This window comes from Acinetobacter sp. B-6 (assembly GCF_056930735.1).
The window spans coordinates 1-20,282 of record NZ_JBXPBY010000021.1 but is presented as its reverse complement, the minus strand read 5'-3'; the positions used below and the strand labels follow the sequence as shown (position 1 = coordinate 20,282).

The 20,282-nt window shown below is 37.2% G+C and carries 16 protein-coding genes; 8 read left to right on the top strand and 8 right to left on the bottom strand.

What is annotated here, in order from left to right; translation table 11 throughout:
* Positions 1–122: 122 nt before the first annotated feature.
* A complete protein-coding gene (locus AC1Z3T_RS19670; RefSeq protein WP_100884905.1) occupies positions 123–692 on the top strand; it encodes a TetR/AcrR family transcriptional regulator in 570 nt (189 codons plus the stop codon).
* A 1,097-nt stretch (positions 693–1,789) separates the two neighbouring features.
* On the opposite strand, the gene AC1Z3T_RS19665 is transcribed toward AC1Z3T_RS19670, so the two are convergent.
* The 3 genes from AC1Z3T_RS19665 to AC1Z3T_RS19655 form a co-directional block, all read right to left on the bottom strand.
* A complete protein-coding gene (locus AC1Z3T_RS19665) occupies positions 1,790–2,218 on the bottom strand; it encodes a MerR family transcriptional regulator (RefSeq protein ID WP_004831433.1) in 429 nt (142 codons plus the stop codon).
* A gap of 1 nt (position 2,219) precedes the next feature.
* Positions 2,220–2,792, bottom strand: coding sequence for an SRPBCC domain-containing protein (locus AC1Z3T_RS19660; RefSeq protein WP_046760169.1), 573 nt, complete (start codon positions 2,790–2,792; stop codon positions 2,220–2,222).
* A gap of 284 nt (positions 2,793–3,076) precedes the next feature.
* On the bottom strand, positions 3,077–3,778 hold the full coding sequence (locus tag AC1Z3T_RS19655) for a YidX family protein (protein ID WP_046760168.1): 702 nt from the start codon (positions 3,776–3,778) through the stop codon (positions 3,077–3,079).
* Between the two features lie 307 nt (positions 3,779–4,085).
* On the opposite strand from AC1Z3T_RS19655, the gene AC1Z3T_RS19650 reads away from it, so the two are divergent.
* The 3 genes from AC1Z3T_RS19650 to AC1Z3T_RS19640 all read left to right on the top strand — a co-directional run bounded on the left by AC1Z3T_RS19650 (position 4,086) and on the right by AC1Z3T_RS19640 (position 10,208).
* Entirely contained in the window at positions 4,086–4,730 is a 645-nt protein-coding gene (locus AC1Z3T_RS19650) for an RluA family pseudouridine synthase (protein ID WP_035300534.1), read from the top strand.
* Positions 4,731–4,869: 139 nt separating this feature from the next.
* Positions 4,870–7,707 carry an RNA polymerase-associated protein RapA gene (rapA, locus tag AC1Z3T_RS19645; RefSeq protein WP_100884906.1) on the top strand — a complete coding sequence of 946 codons (2,838 nt, stop codon included), beginning with the start codon at positions 4,870–4,872 and terminating at the stop codon, positions 7,705–7,707.
* Positions 7,708–8,513: 806 nt separating this feature from the next.
* Positions 8,514–10,208 carry an AMP-binding protein gene (locus AC1Z3T_RS19640; RefSeq protein WP_100884907.1) on the top strand — a complete coding sequence of 565 codons (1,695 nt, stop codon included), beginning with the start codon at positions 8,514–8,516 and terminating at the stop codon, positions 10,206–10,208.
* A gap of 84 nt (positions 10,209–10,292) precedes the next feature.
* On the opposite strand, the gene AC1Z3T_RS19635 is transcribed toward AC1Z3T_RS19640, so the two are convergent.
* The 3 genes from AC1Z3T_RS19635 to fabR form a co-directional block, all read right to left on the bottom strand.
* On the bottom strand, positions 10,293–11,309 hold the full coding sequence (locus AC1Z3T_RS19635) for an AI-2E family transporter (RefSeq protein WP_042090214.1): 1,017 nt from the start codon (positions 11,307–11,309) through the stop codon (positions 10,293–10,295).
* Between the two features lie 590 nt (positions 11,310–11,899).
* Positions 11,900–12,724, bottom strand: a complete 825-nt coding sequence (dapB, locus tag AC1Z3T_RS19630) for a 4-hydroxy-tetrahydrodipicolinate reductase (RefSeq protein ID WP_100884908.1) — start codon at positions 12,722–12,724, stop codon at positions 11,900–11,902.
* 43 nt (positions 12,725–12,767) lie between these two features.
* The gene (fabR, locus tag AC1Z3T_RS19625) at positions 12,768–13,463 is read right to left on the bottom strand and encodes an HTH-type transcriptional repressor FabR (RefSeq protein WP_100884909.1); all 696 of its coding nucleotides are present in this window, start codon (positions 13,461–13,463) and stop codon (positions 12,768–12,770) included.
* A 140-nt stretch (positions 13,464–13,603) separates the two neighbouring features.
* Between fabR and AC1Z3T_RS19620 the strand changes: the two genes are divergently transcribed.
* From AC1Z3T_RS19620 to AC1Z3T_RS19605, 4 genes are all read left to right on the top strand, one after another.
* A complete protein-coding gene (locus tag AC1Z3T_RS19620) occupies positions 13,604–14,671 on the top strand; it encodes a ferredoxin reductase (protein WP_100884910.1) in 1,068 nt (355 codons plus the stop codon).
* Positions 14,672–14,683: 12 nt separating this feature from the next.
* Positions 14,684–15,778, top strand: coding sequence for a fatty acid desaturase family protein (locus tag AC1Z3T_RS19615; protein WP_100884911.1), 1,095 nt, complete (start codon positions 14,684–14,686; stop codon positions 15,776–15,778).
* Positions 15,779–15,876: 98 nt separating this feature from the next.
* Positions 15,877–16,518 carry an SMI1/KNR4 family protein gene (locus AC1Z3T_RS19610; RefSeq protein ID WP_100884912.1) on the top strand — a complete coding sequence of 214 codons (642 nt, stop codon included), beginning with the start codon at positions 15,877–15,879 and terminating at the stop codon, positions 16,516–16,518.
* Positions 16,519–16,590: 72 nt separating this feature from the next.
* Positions 16,591–16,983 carry a hypothetical protein gene (locus AC1Z3T_RS19605; RefSeq protein ID WP_228153686.1) on the top strand — a complete coding sequence of 131 codons (393 nt, stop codon included), beginning with the start codon at positions 16,591–16,593 and terminating at the stop codon, positions 16,981–16,983.
* 26 nt (positions 16,984–17,009) lie between these two features.
* Here AC1Z3T_RS19605 and AC1Z3T_RS19600 read toward each other — a convergent pair whose 3' ends face one another.
* Positions 17,010–17,777 carry a sulfite exporter TauE/SafE family protein gene (locus tag AC1Z3T_RS19600; protein WP_004831415.1) on the bottom strand — a complete coding sequence of 256 codons (768 nt, stop codon included), beginning with the start codon at positions 17,775–17,777 and terminating at the stop codon, positions 17,010–17,012.
* Positions 17,778–17,919: 142 nt separating this feature from the next.
* Positions 17,920–20,124 (bottom strand): TonB-dependent receptor family protein, encoded by a 2,205-nt coding sequence (locus AC1Z3T_RS19595; protein WP_100884913.1) that lies wholly within the window; start codon positions 20,122–20,124, stop codon positions 17,920–17,922.
* Positions 20,125–20,282 lie beyond the last annotated feature (158 nt).

Below are 20,282 nucleotides of genomic sequence, written 5' to 3'. Positions count from 1 at the left end.
TGTTGTTGCAAATTTAAGATATAATTCCTATCATATCGTGAAGTAACGCCTATATATGTGCTGCTCTTATAAGCTAATGCCTTAATTTTAATCTTAAATTTTTATACGTTGGGTAAAAATAAATGTCAAAAAAAGAGGACATCATTAATACAGCGCTGAAACTCTTTAATTCTTATAGCTATAATTCTATTGGTATAGACCGGATTATTAGTGAGTCTGGCGTTGCAAAAATGACGTTTTATAAGTATTTCCCATCTAAAGCGAAATTGATTGAAGAGTGTTTAGTGACTAGAAATCATAATTTGCAACAATCCCTAGGTGCTGCTATAGCCGAGTGTGATCCTGACGATTATTTATCTCATATCAAAGCTATTTTTGTGTGGTACAACGCTTGGTTTCATTCAGCAGATTTTAATGGTTGTATGTTCCAAAAAGCAGTTGAAGAAATTTCAAAAATATATCCTTCATCATTGCAACCAGCAATCGATTATAAGGAATGGTTAAAAGGGCATTTGAGTCATGCGCTACGTCATTTAGGCATCAAACAAGATGTTCAAATGGCAGGTTTTTTGTCGAGTATCCTTGATGGAATGACGATTCAAGCTCAAATTGATCCCAAGCAAGTGAGTTTAGATGATTATTGGAAAAGAGTAGAAACTTTGATCCAAATGGAATTGGCAGTCGCTTCTTAATATTGAATATTCGCAGGGCAGTTTATGTCGAATTGAAGCTTATGCATAAATTTATGTTCAAGCTTCACTGTCGAATATTAAAATAAAAAAGCGCGATAACTTTATGCTATCGCGCTTTGCTGATAAGTTTCTTATGTACTTAACGCTTATTGCATTCACAATCAACGTTAAGATGATGAGATGCTTAAGCGTCTTCTTATATTTATTTCTTTTACCCTCTGAATGCACATGTCATTCGGTTTTATTTCAGCTAAATAGACAGACTTGTCTGTTTGAGTGAATTATAAAGAATCTGTTGTTTTTTACAACAGGTACTTTGTGAATTTGTTTAAACTTTTACCAAATGGCTAAGGTTTGGTGAAAATATATCCGATTTTAATCAGTTTTGTCTCTGATTTTATGCTTCTTCAAAAATTATTTACTGACTTTAATCCATATTGAAACAAATATTTATCTTTAATGGATAGAAACGTATTTAATTTTTTGCCAAAGCAAAGTATCCAAAGCGTTGTAATTAATTGTTGCAAATAGCATGAATCCACATTTTCAATAAAACTGAGATGAGTTGCCGTTGTTATCTAGATTTCATCATTCAATCTAGATGGCTAGATGGCTAGATGGATAGTCAGATAGTTAATCTGTTAAGAAATTCATGTAGTAAAATATATTTCTCTTGATCAATAGAGTCAATGCGATGAATTTATTGTTTAATCATATAAAACTTTCATTGCCACCCTCTACGTCTATAGTTTAAATGGTTTTGCGTAGGCGATGCTTTATTTTGCTCAAGCAATTTTTTTCAACGGCAGTCTTGCGCTGCAACCAAAGCGGTGCTTGGTTTTTGCTCATATACACCCGCTTAATATGACGACATCCATGTCATCTCACGATAGAAAGATCATCGATTATTCAAAAGTGAAAAATAAATGAATCTCTAAAAGCTTCTAATAATTTGTATAAAAGTATAAAGCGCATCGGTTATGTATGATTGAAATCGAATCATGTGTATGAATAATCAGGCGATTTGACTGTAAATATAGTCAATCTTTTAACTGATGCTTTGTTTTTAGCAAAAGTTAAGTGTTTACATGATGACATTATTGCGCTTTCGCCTGTTTACTCAACTGATATAAGTTTTCGATCATTTCTTCAATATTGTGCTGATTTTCAATAAAGCTATTCTCCTTGATATATTGTTTGAGATGATCCAAGGTGTTTTTTCCATATTCGAGCAATTGTATTTGTTGGTGAATCAAAGCTTGTTTTTCATCAATGAGTTGGTTGGAAAGTATATTGCAGTTTTCAGATGCAGGCTGTTGACTTAACTCAAGGATATGTTTGATTTCTATTAAGCTAAAACCAATGCTTTTTAGCGCAATAATAGATTTGATCTGCTGTTCATGATGCGCTTGATAGTTTCTATAACCATTTTTCAAACGATCTGGGACAAGTATTTTTAATTCTTCGTAGAAGCGTAGCGTATCTGGAGATACGCCATGCTTTTTTGAAAATTGACTAATATTCATTTTATTTTTTCTCGTTAAAAGTGTCGGAACATGGATTTGAATCTAAGTTATAAGTTTCAACATAAGTCTTAAATGATACATTCATTTTTCTGAAATTGAGTAATGTTGGTTGAATGACCGCTCGATTTAAAAATGGAATAAGTAGCCCTTTGAAATCTTCAGCTTGAATAAGTACAGTTGTATTCTCATCCAATGACTGAAAAATGAATTGATGACGACCATTAAACAATCCATTGATATACAATTTTCCTTCCCATTCAAGACGATAGTTTTCTAAGCTGAGCACAACGGGTTGCATTTGAATTTTTACTTTTCCATTCTCATCATATAAATCAACCTTGATCTGTTGTCCAATTTGTGTTGGGAATTTTTCTATATTGAATAAAGTATTCCATTTTGAATAAGCATCAACACATTTAAATTGTGCCCACACCTGTTCAATGGGCTTATTGATCACGATTTTGGTTTCTATACGAACATGTTTAGTGGGCATGATGGAAGTCGTGATTAACAGCGCCAATAAAATAAAACTTATGCTTAATCGCATGTACCCTTTGCTATATAGAATCTGCATAAAACAACCTCTTTGTTGATTGAGTTAAATTTGATTCTAAGATTGGAGTTGACTCGAAGCTCAAGTGTTAAATTGGTTTATTTGAGCCAGCCACGTTTTGAAAAATATATTAAATTGGGGGGAGTGCATCTGGATTGCTATGTGTAAAGCTCAAATTTTAGTGGGGTTTTTATAGAATTTTGCCAGCCATAAAAAACTAAATTTTCACTGAGAACGAAAATTTAGTTTTTTATCAGACCTATCACTTACAAGAACACGATCAAAGTTATGGTTTATGATAAAGTTCAATCAAAAATTTTATGTATCGCTTGGAACGGTAAAGTGACGACATCAAAAGCGACTGCGAATGGGAAAAGCACCAATTTATCTGCTGTTTTACTTCCTGCTTTTGAGTAATCTGTTACCTGTTCAGTTGTATAAATACTGACTTGATAGGGTTTGCTTAATGCTTTTAGGGATGCAATGTTTGAAGCAGGTGGATAAATACGACCTGACAAGGCAATATTAAAGCAGAAACGTTGTGCTTTTAATCGTTGGTCACTTGAGGTTGTACATTCTTCCGCACCATTTTCAATGAAAAACTCACGGTCTTGCTTGGTCACATCTTCAGAAAGTTTGATATAGCGCAACGGAAGCGTTCCTGCAAACTCACCATCATTCTTTGCTGAATAAAAGGTAAGTTCTCTATCAATTTGGGTCAGTTTTGGGTCAAGCCCTGTAATGACTTTGGCAAATCGTGTACCACCTTGAGTTAATACATAATTATTTTTTTGCCCAGCAATGACGATACTGTCAGCAGGGAGATCTGAAAGACCAGAAGCGGGTTTACCAAAGGCGACTACATTGTCCGAAGTTAAAACATGTTTGACACTGTGCGTCCGAACTCCATTATCTTTTTTTAGAAGGGTAGAGGTCGCACAACCTGTCATTACAAATGCAGAAAATAGGCAAATTGACAATGTAAACTTATTATTGAATTTATTCATACTTTACTCTTTTCTAACGATGCTTCTGTTTATAGCATTTAAGAAAATCAGTGTTAAGATTTTAAGCTACCAAAAAATAAGCTAAAAATTATTTTTTTAATGATTTTACTGTATTTGAGACAAATAGATTGGCAAAAAGTATCTTGATGCATGATTGCTTTAAAGAATTTCAGATGATTTTTGCATAATTGTACGATTTATTATTGTTTCTTTAGAATAATCGAATAAATCAGATAATTTTGATTGTATTTTTAGTCCAAGATTCTTAGAATTGCCTGCTTGTTTGCGTGATCATTGGAACTGAACTTTGAGTAATTTTCTAACCGAACACCTGATACATCGTGATGATGATTTTATGGTGATTGATAAGCCAGCAGGCATACTCACTGTTCCTGGAAAAACAGCAGATTTACAAGATTGTGTGATCAATAGATTATTAGAAATCGAAGCCAAGACTTTACTCATTCATCGTTTAGATCGTGATACTTCTGGTATTTTAGTTTTTGGGTTAAGCAAATGGGGACAGAAAACCATTTCGCGGCAGTTTCAAGAGCGCCAAACCGCTAAAATTTATCAAGCCGTTGTTGCAGGAACCTTAGCAGGTGAGGGTACTGTAGATGTTCCTGTGGTGTATGATCCCGAACATCCTCCTTTACATATTGTAGATCCAGCACATAACAAGCCAGCTTTAACACACTGGAAAGTAATCGAGCATTTTCATATTCAAGAACAGGCTGTAACTCGGGTGCAATTAACACCGATTACAGGACGGTCACATCAGTTACGTGTACATATGCAATATTTAGGTCATCCCATTATTGGTGATACTTTATATGCAACTGTAGAACAGCAGCAGCTTATGCCAAGATTATGTCTACATGCACAACAACTCAGTTTTCATCATCCTAAAACAGAGGAGCTTGTACAATTTGATTGTCCAGTTCCGTTTTAGTCAAAATTTTTAAGTTGAAATTAAGTCGCTCAAAATTTAATGAGCTTTATGTCAAAAAGTATTGCGTAATGGGTGTAAACTTTGTTCAAATATTCTCCTGATTTGAGCAACCATGTTTCAGCCCTAACATGAGATAAAGGTGGAAAAATTGCAACAATTTGCTATAGGTCAACGTTGGTTATCGGACACAGAAACTGAGTTAGGTTTAGGTGTATTGATTGATGTCGATGAACGTTCAATCAGTATTCTTTTTCCGAAAAGTGACGAAACTCGTGTCTATGCACGTAATAATGCACCTCTATCTCGTATTGTTTTCAATGTTAATGATGAAGTTCAAGATCAAGAAGGGATTAAATGGATTGTCGAATCCTTTGATGATCGCAATGGTGTGATTCGTTATAACGTGATTCGTACCTTGGACAATGGTGAGCAAGAGAAAAAGGCATTGAATGAAACGCGTATTGGTGCGCAAATTCAACTATCAAAACCTTTAGAGCGCTTACTCGCAAGCCAAATTGATTATAAGGAATGGTATGACTTGCGTATTGAGGCAATGCAGATGCAAGCCAATATGCAAACCTCTCCTTTACGTGGCTTGGTTGGCGCACGAGTTGGATTGATTCCTCACCAACTCTATATTGCACATGAAGTGGGTAAACGCTTTGCCCCACGTGTGTTATTGGCTGATGAAGTTGGTCTAGGAAAAACTATTGAAGCGGGATTGATCATTCATCAACAGCTTAAAACAGGTCGTTCTGAACGTATTTTGATTTTGGTGCCAGATTCACTGCAATATCAGTGGATGATTGAGATGCGTCGCCGTTTCAATTTAAATTTCTCACTGTTTGATTTGACTCGTACAGCTTCGATCAAAGAACACGATCCTGAACTCAATCCATTCTTGACTGAACAATGTATTATTGCTTCTGTAGACTTGATGATCGACCATGATGACTTGCGTGAACAAGCGATTGAAGCAGGTTTTGATTTGCTGGTTGTCGATGAAGCTCATCACTTGATGTGGAGTGAGGAAGAGGGTGGCAACGATCGTTACGATTTGGTTGAAGAGCTTGCTGAAAAGACAGAAGGTGTATTGCTTCTTACTGCAACACCTGAGCAGTTGGGTGTAGAAAGCCATTTTGCGCGTTTACGTTTACTTGATCCACAACGTTTTAGTTCACTTGATCGCTTCTTGGATGAAGAAGAGCAATATCATCATACTGCGAAAATCGCTGAAGTATTGATGTCGGATTTACCTCTTGAAGCCGAGCATTTGGCAGCAGTTGAAAAACTATTGGGTCATCCAATTGAAGATCAACCTGAACACCGTTTCCGTGCCATTCATGAACTTTTAGATCGTCATGGTACAGGTCGTATTTTATTCCGTAATACACGAGAAGCGATTCAAGGTTTCCCTGGACGTGATTGCCAGCCAGCAGCTTTGCCAGCACCTGAGAACTGGTCTAAAGATGGTAAATTACGTGAGCAAATGTGGCCGGAAGAAGGACAGCTGGATGGCGCATGGATGGAAACTGATCCACGTGTAACATGGCTCATGGAGCGTTTGCGTTCAGATTTAAAGCATAAAAAAGTGTTGTTGATTGCACGTAGTGGTCCAGTCGTTGAAGCGCTTGAAAATGCGTTACGTATCCATGCAGGGATTCGTACAGCAATGTTCCATGAAGGTATGAGCTTGTTGGAACGTGACCAAGCTGCGGCTTACTTTGCTGAAGATTCTTATGGTGCACAGATTTTACTGTGTTCTGAAATTGGTTCGGAAGGACGTAATTTCCAGTTTGCTTCGGATCTGATACTTTTCGACTTGCCTGCAAATCCTGATGTATTAGAGCAGCGTATTGGACGTTTGGATCGTATTGGACAAGAAAATCGTATTCAGATTCATGTACCTTATCTGATTGGTACTGCACAAGAGCGTATGTTCCGTTGGTATAATGAAGCACTCAATATTTTCAGTAATATTTCGCCAACAGCGCAAACGCTGCAAGAAAACTTTATTGTTGATTTAAAAGAATGTTTATTGGCAGATAAAGGACAGGCTTTCGAAGACTTGCTTGAAGCGGTCAATGTACAGCGTCAGGCGCTGGAAGCAGAGTTGCAAGATGGTCGTGACCGTCTGTTAGAGTACAATTCATGCCGTCCGATCGTGGCGCAGGAGATTGTCACTGCATTAGAAGACTATGATGACAACACTTTATTGCCGATGTTCATGAAGCGTTTTATGGCATCGACCAATATTGATTTCGATGAGCAAAGTAACGGTACTGTTATCATTAAACCGACAGACCAGATGCAAGTGCAAGGTTTGGATATTGATGAAGAAGGCATGACTGCGACATTCTATCGTGATCAGGCACAGATTCGTGAAGATGCACAATATTTAACACTGGAGCATCCTTTCACTGAAAGTGTGATGGAAATCATTCGTACTCAATCTTTTGGCAGTACCAATGTTGCAATTCTTAAAACCAATGCGCTTAAACAAGGGACGATCTTGTTAGAGGTTTGGTTTAAAGTAGATGTGATTGCACCAAAAGCTTTGAATCTTCCATCAAGTTTACCGACGCAATTGATTCGTGTTCTATTGACTGAAACAGGTCAGGACATTACCGCGAAGCTTGATCCAGAAATCATTAAGCCGTATTTGCATCATTTAGATAGTAATAGCTGTCGCCAAGTGGTTAAAGCTCGTCGTGAAGTGATTGAGCAGCGTTATGCTCAAGCGCTTGATATTGCAAAAGGTGCATTACCGCAACTTAAAGAACAAGCGAAAGAGATTTACGGTAGTAAATGGCAATATGAAATTGATCGTTTGAGCTATTTAAAACAATTTAATCCAAGTATTCGTACTGATGAAATTCAACGTTTACAGAAATTTCAGAAAGAAGGTTTAGGTTTATTGGACGGTTTATCTGTAACACCAGAAGCCATTCAAGTATTGGTCGTGGTTAAACCTTAATTCGATTTCTAATTGTTGTATTAAAAAAGCTCCTTCGGGAGCTTTTTTGTATCTATTCATGGAGATTTATAGGATCAATGCATTGATGAATTGTTTGCTGGTGAATAAGTTTTAAGTAAATACATTCTGTTTTTCTTTTGAGTGATACCATTAAAGAAAACTTGCATAATATAGCGAGTCTATTAAAAAATCATACAGTAAATATAATTTTTAGACCGATAAAATCAATATATTGCTTGATGATATAAAGTTTGCAATGCCATGCTTTACATCTAAAGTTTAAATTGATTCGCGTAGGCGATACTTTACTTTTCAGAGATGAAAAGTAACAAAAATCTTTCGTCAGTCAAAGGGGATATCCATATCGCCCTTGACCGACGGCGACATTCATGTCGCCAACTGCGATAGCGACGATAAGTAAAATTAGCTGATAGAAAAAGCAAAGCTTATTTGATTTATATTAAGTGAATCATATTGATTGGTATGATTGTGACCCAAAATTAAAACAGAATGCGCTAGCTTAATTGTAGCACCTGATATTTTATCAGTGAGATATCATGTTTGAGTAAGGGGCTATCATTGAGCCAGTATCAACCGTAAATAATTAGCGAATTTATATATACATCTCAATTCATTTTATGCTATTAAAATAAAGTGCTTTCCGTTTCAAGGATTGAATATGGATTGAAGTTTGTTTGTACATTGTCACTTTTTCATCCAATATTTTTTTCACATATTCATCAATCAGATTTAAAGCTGAAAGCCTCTACCAGAGATAAAAATTTACAATAAATGGAAGAAACGATATGGAAAACAAGGATTTTGTTGAGTTTCATGATACCCATGTGCATTATTTACTTCACTGGGAAAAACATCTACCGCAAAAACAGGCATTTGTACAGCCGCTTGCCAATGGGGAGGTGGTGTCTTATACATGGTCTGAAGTTGCATCACAAGTTCGACGAATGGCTGCTTACCTGCAATCCTTGGGATTACCTGAACAAAGTGCGATTGCGATTTATGGAAAAAATAGCGCAAATTGGATCATGGCAGATTTAGCGATTTGGATGGCTGGCTATGTCTCTGTACCACTTTATCCGACATTAAATGCTGAAGGTGCGACCTATGTACTTAATCACAGCGAAGCAAAATTATTGTTTATTGGAAAGCTTGACGGCAAAGCAGACAGTTGGAATGAAGTCAAACCCGTCATTCCACAAGATTTGCCATGTATCACTCTAAATTTATCACCTGAGTATAGTGCACCCTCATGGAATGAGATTGTTCAGACGACTGAACCGCTGCAAGACCCAGTTTTACCAGATAAAAATACATTGGCAACCATCGTCTATACCTCGGGAAGTACCGGTGCACCCAAGGGGGTAATGCAAAGCTTTGGAACGATTTTGGCAGGTGCACGGGAACTTAAAACCATCTATCAAGTCAATGAGAATGACCGAGCATTATCTTATTTACCACTGGCTCATGTGGCTGAACGTATTTTTATTGAAACCTCGCTGATGGTGTGTGGATTCACTGTTTATTTTGCAAATTCGCTAGAAACTTTTATAGAAGATTTAAATCGTGCTAAACCTACCTTATTCTTTTCAGTTCCACGGCTTTGGACAAAATTTTATTTAGGAATTAATGAAAAAATTCCTCTAAATGTCCAAAAAGTTTTGTTCAAAATTCCGCTTGTAGGCAATTTACTCAAAAAGAAATTATTAACTAAATTGGGATTAAATCATGTGCGTTATGCTTTTACAGCAGCAGCACCTTTACCGATTGATATCTTAATGTGGTACAGGAATTTAGGCTTGGAATTGCTCGAAGTCTATGGAATGACTGAAAACTGTGGCTATTCGCATGTCACAAGAGTAGGACAGTTTGCCATGGGCTATGTTGGGCATGTGCAACCAAAGGTAGAATGCAAAATCGATGAAAATGGTGAAATTTTAGTAAAAAGCCCAGGAACCATGTTGGGTTATTATAAAAATCCAGAAAAGACAGCAGAAGATATCACTGCAGATGGTTTTTTACGTACTGGTGATCTAGGTGAAATTGATCAACAAGGGCGTTTAAAAATCACAGGACGGATTAAAGACATTTTTAAAACCTCTAAAGGAAAATATGTCATGCCTGTTCCGACAGAACAGAAATTGGGGAACAATGCTTTAATTGAGTCTGTATGTGTGGGTGGTTCGAGCCAACCACAGCCTGTTGCTTTTATCATGTTGGCAGAGGATATACGGCTTCATTTAAAGCAGAATGGACAAAAAGATGATATTGAAAATACGCTCAAAACTTTAAGGACGACAATCAACGAAGAGCTTGAGCCACATGAAAAGCTGAGTTTCTTTGTGATTGTCAATGAGCCATGGACTATGGAAAATGATTTGCTCACACCTACAATGAAGATTAAACGTAATAAGATTGAAAGCCGTTATGCACCATTTCTGGATAATTGGGCGCAACAAAAGCAAGAGATTGTTTGGGAATAATTGCTTGAAAACGACCAAATCAAACCTGAAAAAAGACGCTTTAAAGCGTCTTTTGAATGAATGAGGTTTTACTTTGCATTCCACTTAAATCATTTCAGCTTGTTTAAGCTCAAGTTTGAGATAAGCATAGAAAACAGGTGCAATAATTAAGCCTGCAAGTCCGAAAAGAGATTCAAAAACCAGCATTGCCAATAATACTTCCCACGATGCTGCATGGATTTTGGTTCCAATAATTTTTGCATTGATAAAATATTCAAGTTTATGAATAAAGATCAAATAGAGCAGTGCAATACCGGCTGTAGATACTGAAATGGTCAAGCCTGCAATCACAATAATCGTATTGGAGAGTAAGTTCCCAACGATTGGAATAAGCCCAAAAATAAATGTCAGAATCACTAAGGTATTGGCAAAGGGCAACTGTACACCAAAAGCAGGGAGCAGTAGGTGTGAGAACAGCAAAAATAAGAAAGTATTAATCAATGAGATTTTAAATTGAGCAAAAACTACATTCTTAAAAGAGCTGGAAAGATTTTCGATTCGAGTGATCATGGCTCGTTTAAATGCAGGTTGGTCAGGTTGCGGATGTAGGCGATTTAATGAAACCAGTATTCCGACAATCATCCCGATGAGCATCGTGGCTAAGTTATGTAAAAAACCAGTTCCAGTATTTTTTAAAGTTGATAAATTATCTTTAATTAGATCAAAGGTTTGGTCTTTTAATTCAGTTAAAGAATAGGGAATAAAACTTGGGAAATACTGAGCAACTTCAAGTTGCAGTTTTTGTAGTGTTTGATCTACTTGATCGCTAATGGCATGGATTCCAGCACCTTGCAAATCATGTTGCACAAAACTGATAAGACCGGTGATGCTCAATACAATCAGAGAAATAATAATGATCGCGAGTATAATACTGATGGTCAGTCGTGCTCGTTGACCATCAATATATTTTTCCGTGACTGTGCCTAGACTGTTAATGATTTCAAAAACAACAAATCCTGCAAAAAAAGATGCGAGTAAATGTAGTGGAATGAGTAAAGACAAAAAGATCAGCATAAGCAAATAACTTGCAATAATGCTTTGACGATCATTTAACATTTTCATGTGAATTTGGCTCAATTATACAATTGATGTATGGGTCATAAAAACCGCAACTAAATTTAAACCGCTCTAGCTTTGGACGACAACAACTATTTTTATATATGAATCTTAATTCTATGTGAAATATTTTGCATCAATATTGAATGAAATATATTCTTTCATCATTACTAAGTTAACCTGAGTTCGATAAAAATCCTTGATGAAATATGATACTCAGAAACGTCATCCGCAACTGTTCGAGGCAGGACTACTTTTATAAGATATTGTTTCTGCGACTGATTATATGTATTGCTGGTGGTTGACGAGTTTTGCGGTGAGCAGCGATACCGCTGCGCAAGATGGTTGCCCTTGCGGAGCTTCGCTCCTCATGCCAAAACAAAAGATACAAGTATGGCGAGCCGCAGGCTGATCCAAAAAATGGATGAAAACTCAGCAAGACTCCACATAAATTTATTGTTTTTCAATAAGTTGGAGGTGTGTTTGCGTCGAACTCACGTTAAGTTATTAAAGTTATTCCGGCATAAAGATTTAAATGGCTTGAGTTCTCAATGGAAGCTCTAGATGGAAATTAAAAGTGAGTTGGCATTGAAATGCTAATCTGGATGAAAATGGATGACATCTTGCATATCATATAAACCAGATGGTTGACTGATGCTCCATAGCGCCGCTCGAACAGCGCCCGTAGCAAAATTCATACGATTGGTTGCAATATGTTTGATTTCAACTTGCTCACCATGACCAAAAAAAATCGTGCTGTGTTCACCCACGATATCTCCTCCCCGAATTGCTTGTAATCCAATACTTTGTGGATCTCGTTCAGCTTGATTGCCCAAGCGCTGATAAACAGCTAAATCAGAGAGAGATGTCTGCCTTACTTCGGAAATTGCATCAGCGTACATCAAGGCTGTCCCTGATGGGGCATCTATTTTATGGCGGTGGTGGGCTTCAATTATCTCAGCTTCAAAATCATGCCCGAGTAATTGTGCTGCTACACGTACCAAGTCGACTGATAAATTGACGCCTATAGAATAATTACCTGAATGTACAACAGTGATTGTTTGAGCTGCTTCTACAATACGCTGATTCAATGCTTCAGATAGACCTGTAATACCAATAATGATTGGTTTGTTTGCTTGTTGACAGGTTTCAAGGTGATGAGACAAAGCTTCAGCTGTGGTGAAATCAATCACCACATCACAATTTTGAATAACTGCTGCTAAGTCTTCAGAAATGATGACATTTAAGGAGTCTCGATTGAAATATGTACCGAGTTCTTGACCAATACATGGACTTCCGGCTCTGCCTGTCGCAACCGTAATGTGTAATCCAGCTTGAATAGATGCTTGAACAAGCATTTGTCCCATTCTACCTGTCACACCAAGTATACCTACGCGGATATTCTGTTGATTTTTGCTCATTATTGGATGCTTATAATGGTATGAGGTCGTTGAAGTAAAGGGATTATTTAATTTGTGCTTCATCCAGATGACGAGAGCCTTCAAGTAACATCCGAATCATAATCATGGTTTGCTCCGCAACTTCCTTGCGTTCAGCGACTGGCAAATCAATCACGTTCGCACCCATATTAAAGACCAACTGTGTAATGGCTTTAGCCACTAAATCAGGATGAGTCAGTTTACTGTGATTAATTCGCTCAATTCGAATCAAGTCTTCCTGTAATTCTTGTTGGAAGTAATTTAACTGTTTTTCAACAGCCAATTTATATTGTTTTGATCCAGTATAGCCTTCACGCAGTAATAAGCTTAGATTACCTTCATCGGCATCTAATTGTTCAATAAAAACTTCTACAGAACTACGAATAATACTGCTTTGTCTTACAGCCTTGATGCGTGCTTCATGCAAAATTTGACGCAATACCACACCTGAACGATCAATTAATTCAATCGCCAATTCATCAATGTCTTTAAAGTGTCGATAAAAGCTATTCGGTGCAATCCCGGCTTCACGAGCAACTTCTCTTAAGCTCAGTGAAGAAATACTTTTTTGTGGACCAATTAAATTTAATGCTGCTTGGAATAATTCTTCTTTGGTAATGGTTGCTTTGCGTCCAACGGTACGTACAGAAACTTTTTCAAGCTCATGAATTTGATCTTGAACAGAAGAGGCGTTCTGAGGTAATGCTGACGTTGGATTCATAAATTATCAAATCTTTAAAATATTTTTCATTATAGCGGTTGCGATTACATAAGTGAAATGTCTAGATACAATACGGTTATATATACAAATATATATACATGTGTATAATAATTAAAATTCACTCAGATGGTGAGCTCAACATGCACGCTATTGAAAAGCAAAAATCTCCTGTAACGTCTATATTTAATATGGTATTGGGGAATGATACTGCCAATTTTTGGCTACAAAAAATTAATCCTTTGTGGTCTGTTCAACAAGCATTAGGGGAAATTGTTGAAAAGAAACAATCAGCTGCAGACACTGTAAGTCTAAAAATTAAAACGAATCGTCATTTTAAAATGGGGCAGGCAGGTCAACATCATCCAGTTGTGGTTGAAGTCAATGGTCGACGCTATGAGCGTACATATAGTCTGACACAACTGGATCAACAACATGTCTTGCTTACTGTAAAAAAAGTTGAAAAAGGTGTTGTTAGTCAATGGTTGATTGATCATATCCAAATCGGTGACATCATTGAGTTTGGTCAACCTTATGGCGATATGCTGCTTCCTGAAACGGTACATCCACTGATTTTATTGGCAGCGGGCAGTGGCATCACACCGATGTACAGTTTGATTCAGGCGTTATTATTCAAACATCAAATGGATCAACAGCCTGTACATCTACTGTATTGGGTTAAAAAGCAAAGTGATGTGGTGTTTCAGCAATATTTTGAACAATTGTCACAGCAATATCCGCAATTTAAATTCGATGTGTTTTATACGCAAGAAGCGCCAGCAGATACACGTTTGAATACAGAGTATCTCTACCTGATTAAAAACTTAGAACTGAGTACAGTCTATGCCTGTGGACCATCAGGTTTTGTCGCAACAGCAGAACAGTTATTTGAAAATGCCAAACAATTTAGAAGTGAGGCATTTAGTTTAAGCCCTGTAAAATCAGATGATACAGGCTTTGTAAATGTTACTTTAACTAAATCCAATAAAGTGATAGCAATTCCAAAAGGGCAGGCAATTTTAGTCGGTCTAGAACAGCAAAATGTTAAACCAGAACATGGCTGTCGAATGGGAATCTGCAATAAATGTGCATGCAATAAAGTGCAGGGCGCAACGCAAAACTTGGTAAATGGTCAAGAGAATGCGGAACCAAATAATTTACTGAGAATCTGTGTAAATACAGCTCAGACTGATTTAGTGATTGATATTTAAGCGAGTTTTACCATGAATATGCCAGTTAAAATTCAATATTTTAAAAATACCAAAAATCGTGAACTGAGTCAGACTGAGTTGGATGAACTTGCACGAGAGTTGGATGCGATTAAGCAAGAAGTGCTGGATGATATTGGCGAGAAAGATGCCAAATACATTAAAAAAGTATATGCCGCTATTCGCTATAGCAGTATTTTAGGACGTGCCTGTTTGTTTGCAGGTTGGTTTCCACCCGCGTGGTTATTAGGGACAGGTTTACTCAGCTTTGCAAAGATCATGGAAAATATGGAACTTGGTCATAATGTCATGCATGGGCAATATGATTGGATGAATGATCCACGTTTTAAAGGAACAACTTACGAATGGGATATTGTGGGGACGTCTGACAATTGGCGTCAAACCCATAACTATAAACATCATACCTATACCAATATTAAAGGCATGGATGATGACATTGGTTATGGCTTGCTACGCCTGTTTCCAGAACAACGTTGGAAGCCAGGTTTTCTGCTCCAGCCTTTATACGCAATTCCTTTCTGCTTATTGTTTCAGTGGGGGGTTGCGATCCAAAACCTTGAAATCGGAAGATTAATCTATAAGCGAAAAACATGGGCGGAATTCAAAGAAGAATGGAAACCAACACAGAAAAAAATCGGTAAGCAGTTTTTTAAAGATTACCTATTTTTTCCTTTGATTGCTGGTCCAGCTGCTTTGCCAGTATTTACTGGTAATTTAGTGGCAAATGGTATTCGTAATATTTGGACATTTAGTATCATTTTTTGTGGTCACTTTACCAAAGATGTTGAAGTTTTTCCTAAGACTGTTTTACAGGATGAAAGCCGTGGTCATTGGTATATGCGTCAGATTCGGGGTTCTTCAAATCTCACAGGGTCTGAAGCATTCCATATTTTAACAGGGCATTTGAGCCATCAGATTGAGCATCATTTATTTCCAGAAGTACCTGCGCGCCGTTATCGTAAAATGGCACCTAAAGTGGAAGCCGTATGTAAAAAATATGGTTTGAACTACAACAATGCCAGTTTGCTTAAGCAGTATGGTCAGGTACTCGGACGTATCGTCAAATATGCTTTTCCATTTAAAAAATAATGAATGCTTTAATATGAAAGCCACTTTTGAGTGGCTTTTTTATTGTCATTGTTTGATTTTTTTGAGTAAACTCTAGTCAAAGGTTATTTCCGTGAATAATGAAAATGATTCAAAAACAATTAGAAGATATACAAAGCTGGTTAGAACAGCATGCGCCACAAATTGCCAAGCAATCATTGAATCCTGCGGCAAACAGTGTCGAGATTGAAGGCTTTGAACATCAGATTTCAAGAACATTGCCAGAAGATTTTAAAGCACTCTACCGTTGGCATAATGGTATGAATGAAGAAGAGAACCTTGGAAGTTTGTTTTATGGTATGGCGTTTTTATCTCTTGCCACAATTGAAAATAGACGACTAGAGCTTGCAGATCTTGTGGATGAGCTTTTTGTGTTAGAACATGCCGATCCGCAAATTAACTCAAGTAATGCTTATCATCGAGATTGGATTCAGTTTGCACATGACGGTGGAAGAACTGGTTTATATTTGGACTTAGCACCGACAGCTTTAGGTGTCAGTGGGCAGGTCATTTTTATTGATCATGATTATAACGTGGGGATTTTGGTTGCCAATTCGATTGATGACTTACTCCAACAGTTTTGTCAGGATTTACAAGCTGACTTATATCAGTTGAATGAAGAGGCATTAGAAGATGAAAATGAATTTCTAGAAACTGATCCAACGATTGATATCATTAATTGGCATATGAGTGAACGATGGGCACGCCCTGATTTTGAGTAAGTTTTAATTGTGCTGTAAGCACTGTGTGAGAGGTGAATAATTAAATTTCCTAAACTTCAAGATTTTCAGTATGTGTCTGAATTCCAGCATTGGTTTGCCAGCATTGAAAATCAATGGGTTGATGTATTGATTCCAAATGAATATGCCGAGATATTTCCAGAGCAACAGTTTGACTTTTTAAAACTTGCTGAACCTTTGGTTACAGATTTGGTGCAATTTGGAGAACAGTATATTCAGCAATTTTCTGCCTTGGATTTAAGCAATGGTGAATTAAACTCAATCCGATATCATGCATTTAATCATATCTCTTGTATTGAGCTTTGTTATATCTTTGAACAAGATCCAAATTTTTTATGGAGTGTCGCCTTTGAGCAAAACCCTCAAAAGGGGGATAGGCTTGATGTTGGATGTTCAAGTTTAGATTATGGCTATAACGCTATTATTTTACATCGGGAACCGATCTAAACGCAGATCTGAATGGTTGGTTTGGATTAGAAAAATAAATCATATCCCATCCGTCCAATTAGAAAGATCAAAAGAATCAGAAAGAAAATTCGAATAAAACCACTCCCATATTTAAAGGCGAGGGCGGTTCCTGCGAGAGAGCCGAGTACATTACATACGGCTAAAATAATTCCTGCTATCCATAAAATATGCCCTGCGGGAATAAAGAAAAACATTGCGGAAATATTGGTGGCAACATTGACCAATTTTGCAGAAGCTGAAGCATTTAGAAAATCAAAAGCAAATACTTTAACAAACAAAAACAGCAAGAAGCTACCTGTACCTGGTCCAAAAATTCCATCATAAAAACCAATCAATGCGCCAAAAAATAGACCAAGTGCAATTTCTTTTTTTCCAGTTTGTAAAACTGTGTGTATCTTACCTAAATCTTTTTTGGCAAAAGTGTAGATTGCAATCAAGATAAGCAAAAAGAATACGATATAGCGCATCAATTCTTTTGGAATTAAGGAAACAGACATCGCACCGAAGAATGAAAATATAAATGCTGCCAACATGGTCGGCAAGATAAGTTTCCAATTGATAGTCACTTTCTTAAAGTAAGCAAATGCGGATGACACTGTACCTGCCATAGCAATAATTTTATTGGTTCCAAAAACAGTGGCTAAACTTCGAGTCGGAAAAGCATGCATTAACGCAGGTAGGAGTACTAATCCACCACCACCCACGGCAGCATCAATTAAACCCGCGCAAAACGCAAAGAACCCCAAACTCAGCAGTATTGTTTCGTATTCCATTACAGAAGTTCTAACTTATTTTAAGAAAACAATCATAAAAGATATTCGAATAAAAGTAATTAAAAAAGCACAAATCTCATGTTTTGAGATTTGTGCTTAAATTAAAAACAATTTGAAATTCTAAACTGATTTGCCAACCTGATTAGAAATTAACTGAAGTTTGCAAATAGAAAGTGCGTGGTTGCCCTACATACTTTCCACCTGTTGAATCAGAGGAACGAGTAAAATATTCTTTATCAAATACATTTTTAATACCAGCTGCGATTTTTAAACCATAAAAATCTTGACCAAAATCATAGCCTGTACGCACAGCAAAAGTCGAATATCCAGGTATATCCCCGATACGACCATCTGCACTTTCTACAGTTTGATAAATATTGCCTGAGCCAGGTGCATGTTGTTTAGATTGAGCAAACATATCAGCATTGACCGACCATTTTTCAAATGTATAGCCCAGACCTAGATTCCCTACATGGCGTGAATAGTAAGGGAGATCTTTGCCCTCAAATTTTCCAGCCTCTGAAACAGCTTTGGTAAAGGTATAATTACTATAGACTTTCAGACCTTCAAGCATATCATAGAGATGCCCAAAATCGTAATTTAAGCCCAACTCTATACCTTTATGACTGGTTGCACCTAGATTGGTCCAGATCCCTGTACCAATATTATCAGGACGTTCTAATATCAGTTCTTTGTCAAAGTCCAAGTAGAATACAGTGAGTTCTGCGTTTAAACCATTGCCAAGGTATTTTGTACCAATTTCATAGTTATTAGATTTTTCAGGGTGTAATCCATCTAGTGTCGTAACGGCTTGTCCTGCATCAACTTTTGCTAACTGATTATATTGTTGAGGACCAAAGGAAACAGCAGCATTGGCAAAGATATTCCATTGATCATTGAAATTGTATTGCAATGCTAAGCTTGGTAGAAATTCATCCGATTTGATTTTTGGATGTACTGTATTGATGAATTTTCCACTTTGATAAGCGCTATAATCATTATGTGTTTTAATCGATTCAAAACGTACACCTGGGGTAATGGTGAACGCGCCTAATCCAAAACGGTTATCTATATAGAGTGCATGGGCTTTGGTTCCACCCTCACTGATTGTATTGGCTAAACGTTCGCCTGGTATGCCTGTTGCCGTGTTATATGGTGTTGTACGGCCTGAAAATTCAGAACTGTCTTCTTGTAAATAACGATAGCCTACAGTCACTTCATTATTCATATTACCCAAGCTATAGGCACGTGAATAACGTGGCTCAATTCCAAAGTATTTATAATCACGTGGAGAGTTGCTAATTCGACTATTTGCAGTACCTTCAATGGCAGACTCTAGATCACTGGTACGGAAAGAATCGACGTAATAGCCCAACACTTCAAAATTATTCAGTTCGTCTTTATGGCTATATTTTACAGAAATATCAGAACGTCGACCTGCAAAATAATTTCGAAATTGATTGGATTGGTAAGGATTTTTTGCATAGTCAGCTGTGGTTAAACCCTCAGGCATTTCACCGCGACCTTCATAATGATGCAGATTGACCGCCAAAGCATCTTGGTCATTAAACTGATATGAAGATTTCAACATCACATCATCAATATCAATGTCATTATTGGCTTCACGATAACCATTCCCTTTGGTTCCAGAATAGAGTAAGGCAAGCCCTAAACCATTCTCCATTGTTCCGCCAACAAACAGGTTTGGGCTGTACTTCAGTTGGTCTGTTCCTGTAGCAAACTCAGTTGTTAAGCCAACAGAACCTGATAATTTTTCAGGAATTGCACGCGTATTGAAGTTGATGATGCCTCCGACATTTTGAGGTCCGAAGCGAACTGTACCTGCACCACGAACGACATCAATAGATTCAATATTACCCATTGACACAGGTGCCATAGATAATTGTGGTTGTCCATAAGGTGCAAAGGATAATGGAACACCATCCATCAAAACTGTAGAGCGTGGCGAGAGACGAGAGGTGAGACCGCGTACACCTAAATTGAGTGATACATCACTTCCACCAGTACCATTACTGTCTTGAACTTGCACACCAGGAACTTGCTTTAGTGCATCACGAATGGAGGTCACCGCAGATTCATCCATTTTTTTACGATCAACAATGCTACGTGCACCAGCATGTTTATGCACTTTTTCAGTATTGGCCTCTTCAAGCCAATTTCCTTCAGCTTGGACGGTAATTGTTTTAAGTGCTTTAGGCGTATCTTCTTGGATATCCTCTGCATAAGATGCTACGGATATAAAACTGAATGAAACTGCAATCGCAAGACTCAGAGGGCTTGGTTTGAACGCTGAGTGACAGCGTGTGTTGTGAATCGAAATATTCATATGCGCTTAAAAATTTGGAATTGTGCGTATCTTAATCTGTTCAATGTTATTTTTAAATCATGATGATTATCATTTAAAACTATGGTTTGGTTAAAATAAGTGGAATTTGTAATAAACAATCAAATTGTTAGGCATAAAGACTTAAAAACCGTGCCTAA

Excerpts from the sequence above, each read along its gene's own strand:
- AC1Z3T_RS19670 (WP_100884905.1), top strand. The coding sequence starts at position 123 with ATGTCAAAAAAAGAGGACATCATTAATACAGCGCTGAAACTCTTTAAT.
- AC1Z3T_RS19665 (WP_004831433.1), bottom strand. The coding sequence starts at position 2,218 with ATGAATATTAGTCAATTTTCAAAAAAGCATGGCGTATCTCCAGATACG.
- AC1Z3T_RS19660 (WP_046760169.1), bottom strand. The coding sequence starts at position 2,792 with ATGCAGATTCTATATAGCAAAGGGTACATGCGATTAAGCATAAGTTTT.
- AC1Z3T_RS19655 (WP_046760168.1), bottom strand. The coding sequence starts at position 3,778 with ATGAATAAATTCAATAATAAGTTTACATTGTCAATTTGCCTATTTTCT.
- AC1Z3T_RS19640 (WP_100884907.1), top strand. The coding sequence starts at position 8,514 with ATGGAAAACAAGGATTTTGTTGAGTTTCATGATACCCATGTGCATTAT.
- AC1Z3T_RS19635 (WP_042090214.1), bottom strand. The coding sequence starts at position 11,309 with ATGAAAATGTTAAATGATCGTCAAAGCATTATTGCAAGTTATTTGCTT.
- dapB (WP_100884908.1), bottom strand. The coding sequence starts at position 12,724 with ATGAGCAAAAATCAACAGAATATCCGCGTAGGTATACTTGGTGTGACA.
- fabR (WP_100884909.1), bottom strand. The coding sequence starts at position 13,463 with ATGAATCCAACGTCAGCATTACCTCAGAACGCCTCTTCTGTTCAAGAT.
- AC1Z3T_RS19620 (WP_100884910.1), top strand. The coding sequence starts at position 13,604 with ATGCACGCTATTGAAAAGCAAAAATCTCCTGTAACGTCTATATTTAAT.
- AC1Z3T_RS19615 (WP_100884911.1), top strand. The coding sequence starts at position 14,684 with ATGAATATGCCAGTTAAAATTCAATATTTTAAAAATACCAAAAATCGT.
- AC1Z3T_RS19610 (WP_100884912.1), top strand. The coding sequence starts at position 15,877 with ATGAAAATGATTCAAAAACAATTAGAAGATATACAAAGCTGGTTAGAA.
- AC1Z3T_RS19600 (WP_004831415.1), bottom strand. The coding sequence starts at position 17,777 with ATGGAATACGAAACAATACTGCTGAGTTTGGGGTTCTTTGCGTTTTGC.
- AC1Z3T_RS19595 (WP_100884913.1), bottom strand. The coding sequence starts at position 20,124 with ATGAATATTTCGATTCACAACACACGCTGTCACTCAGCGTTCAAACCA.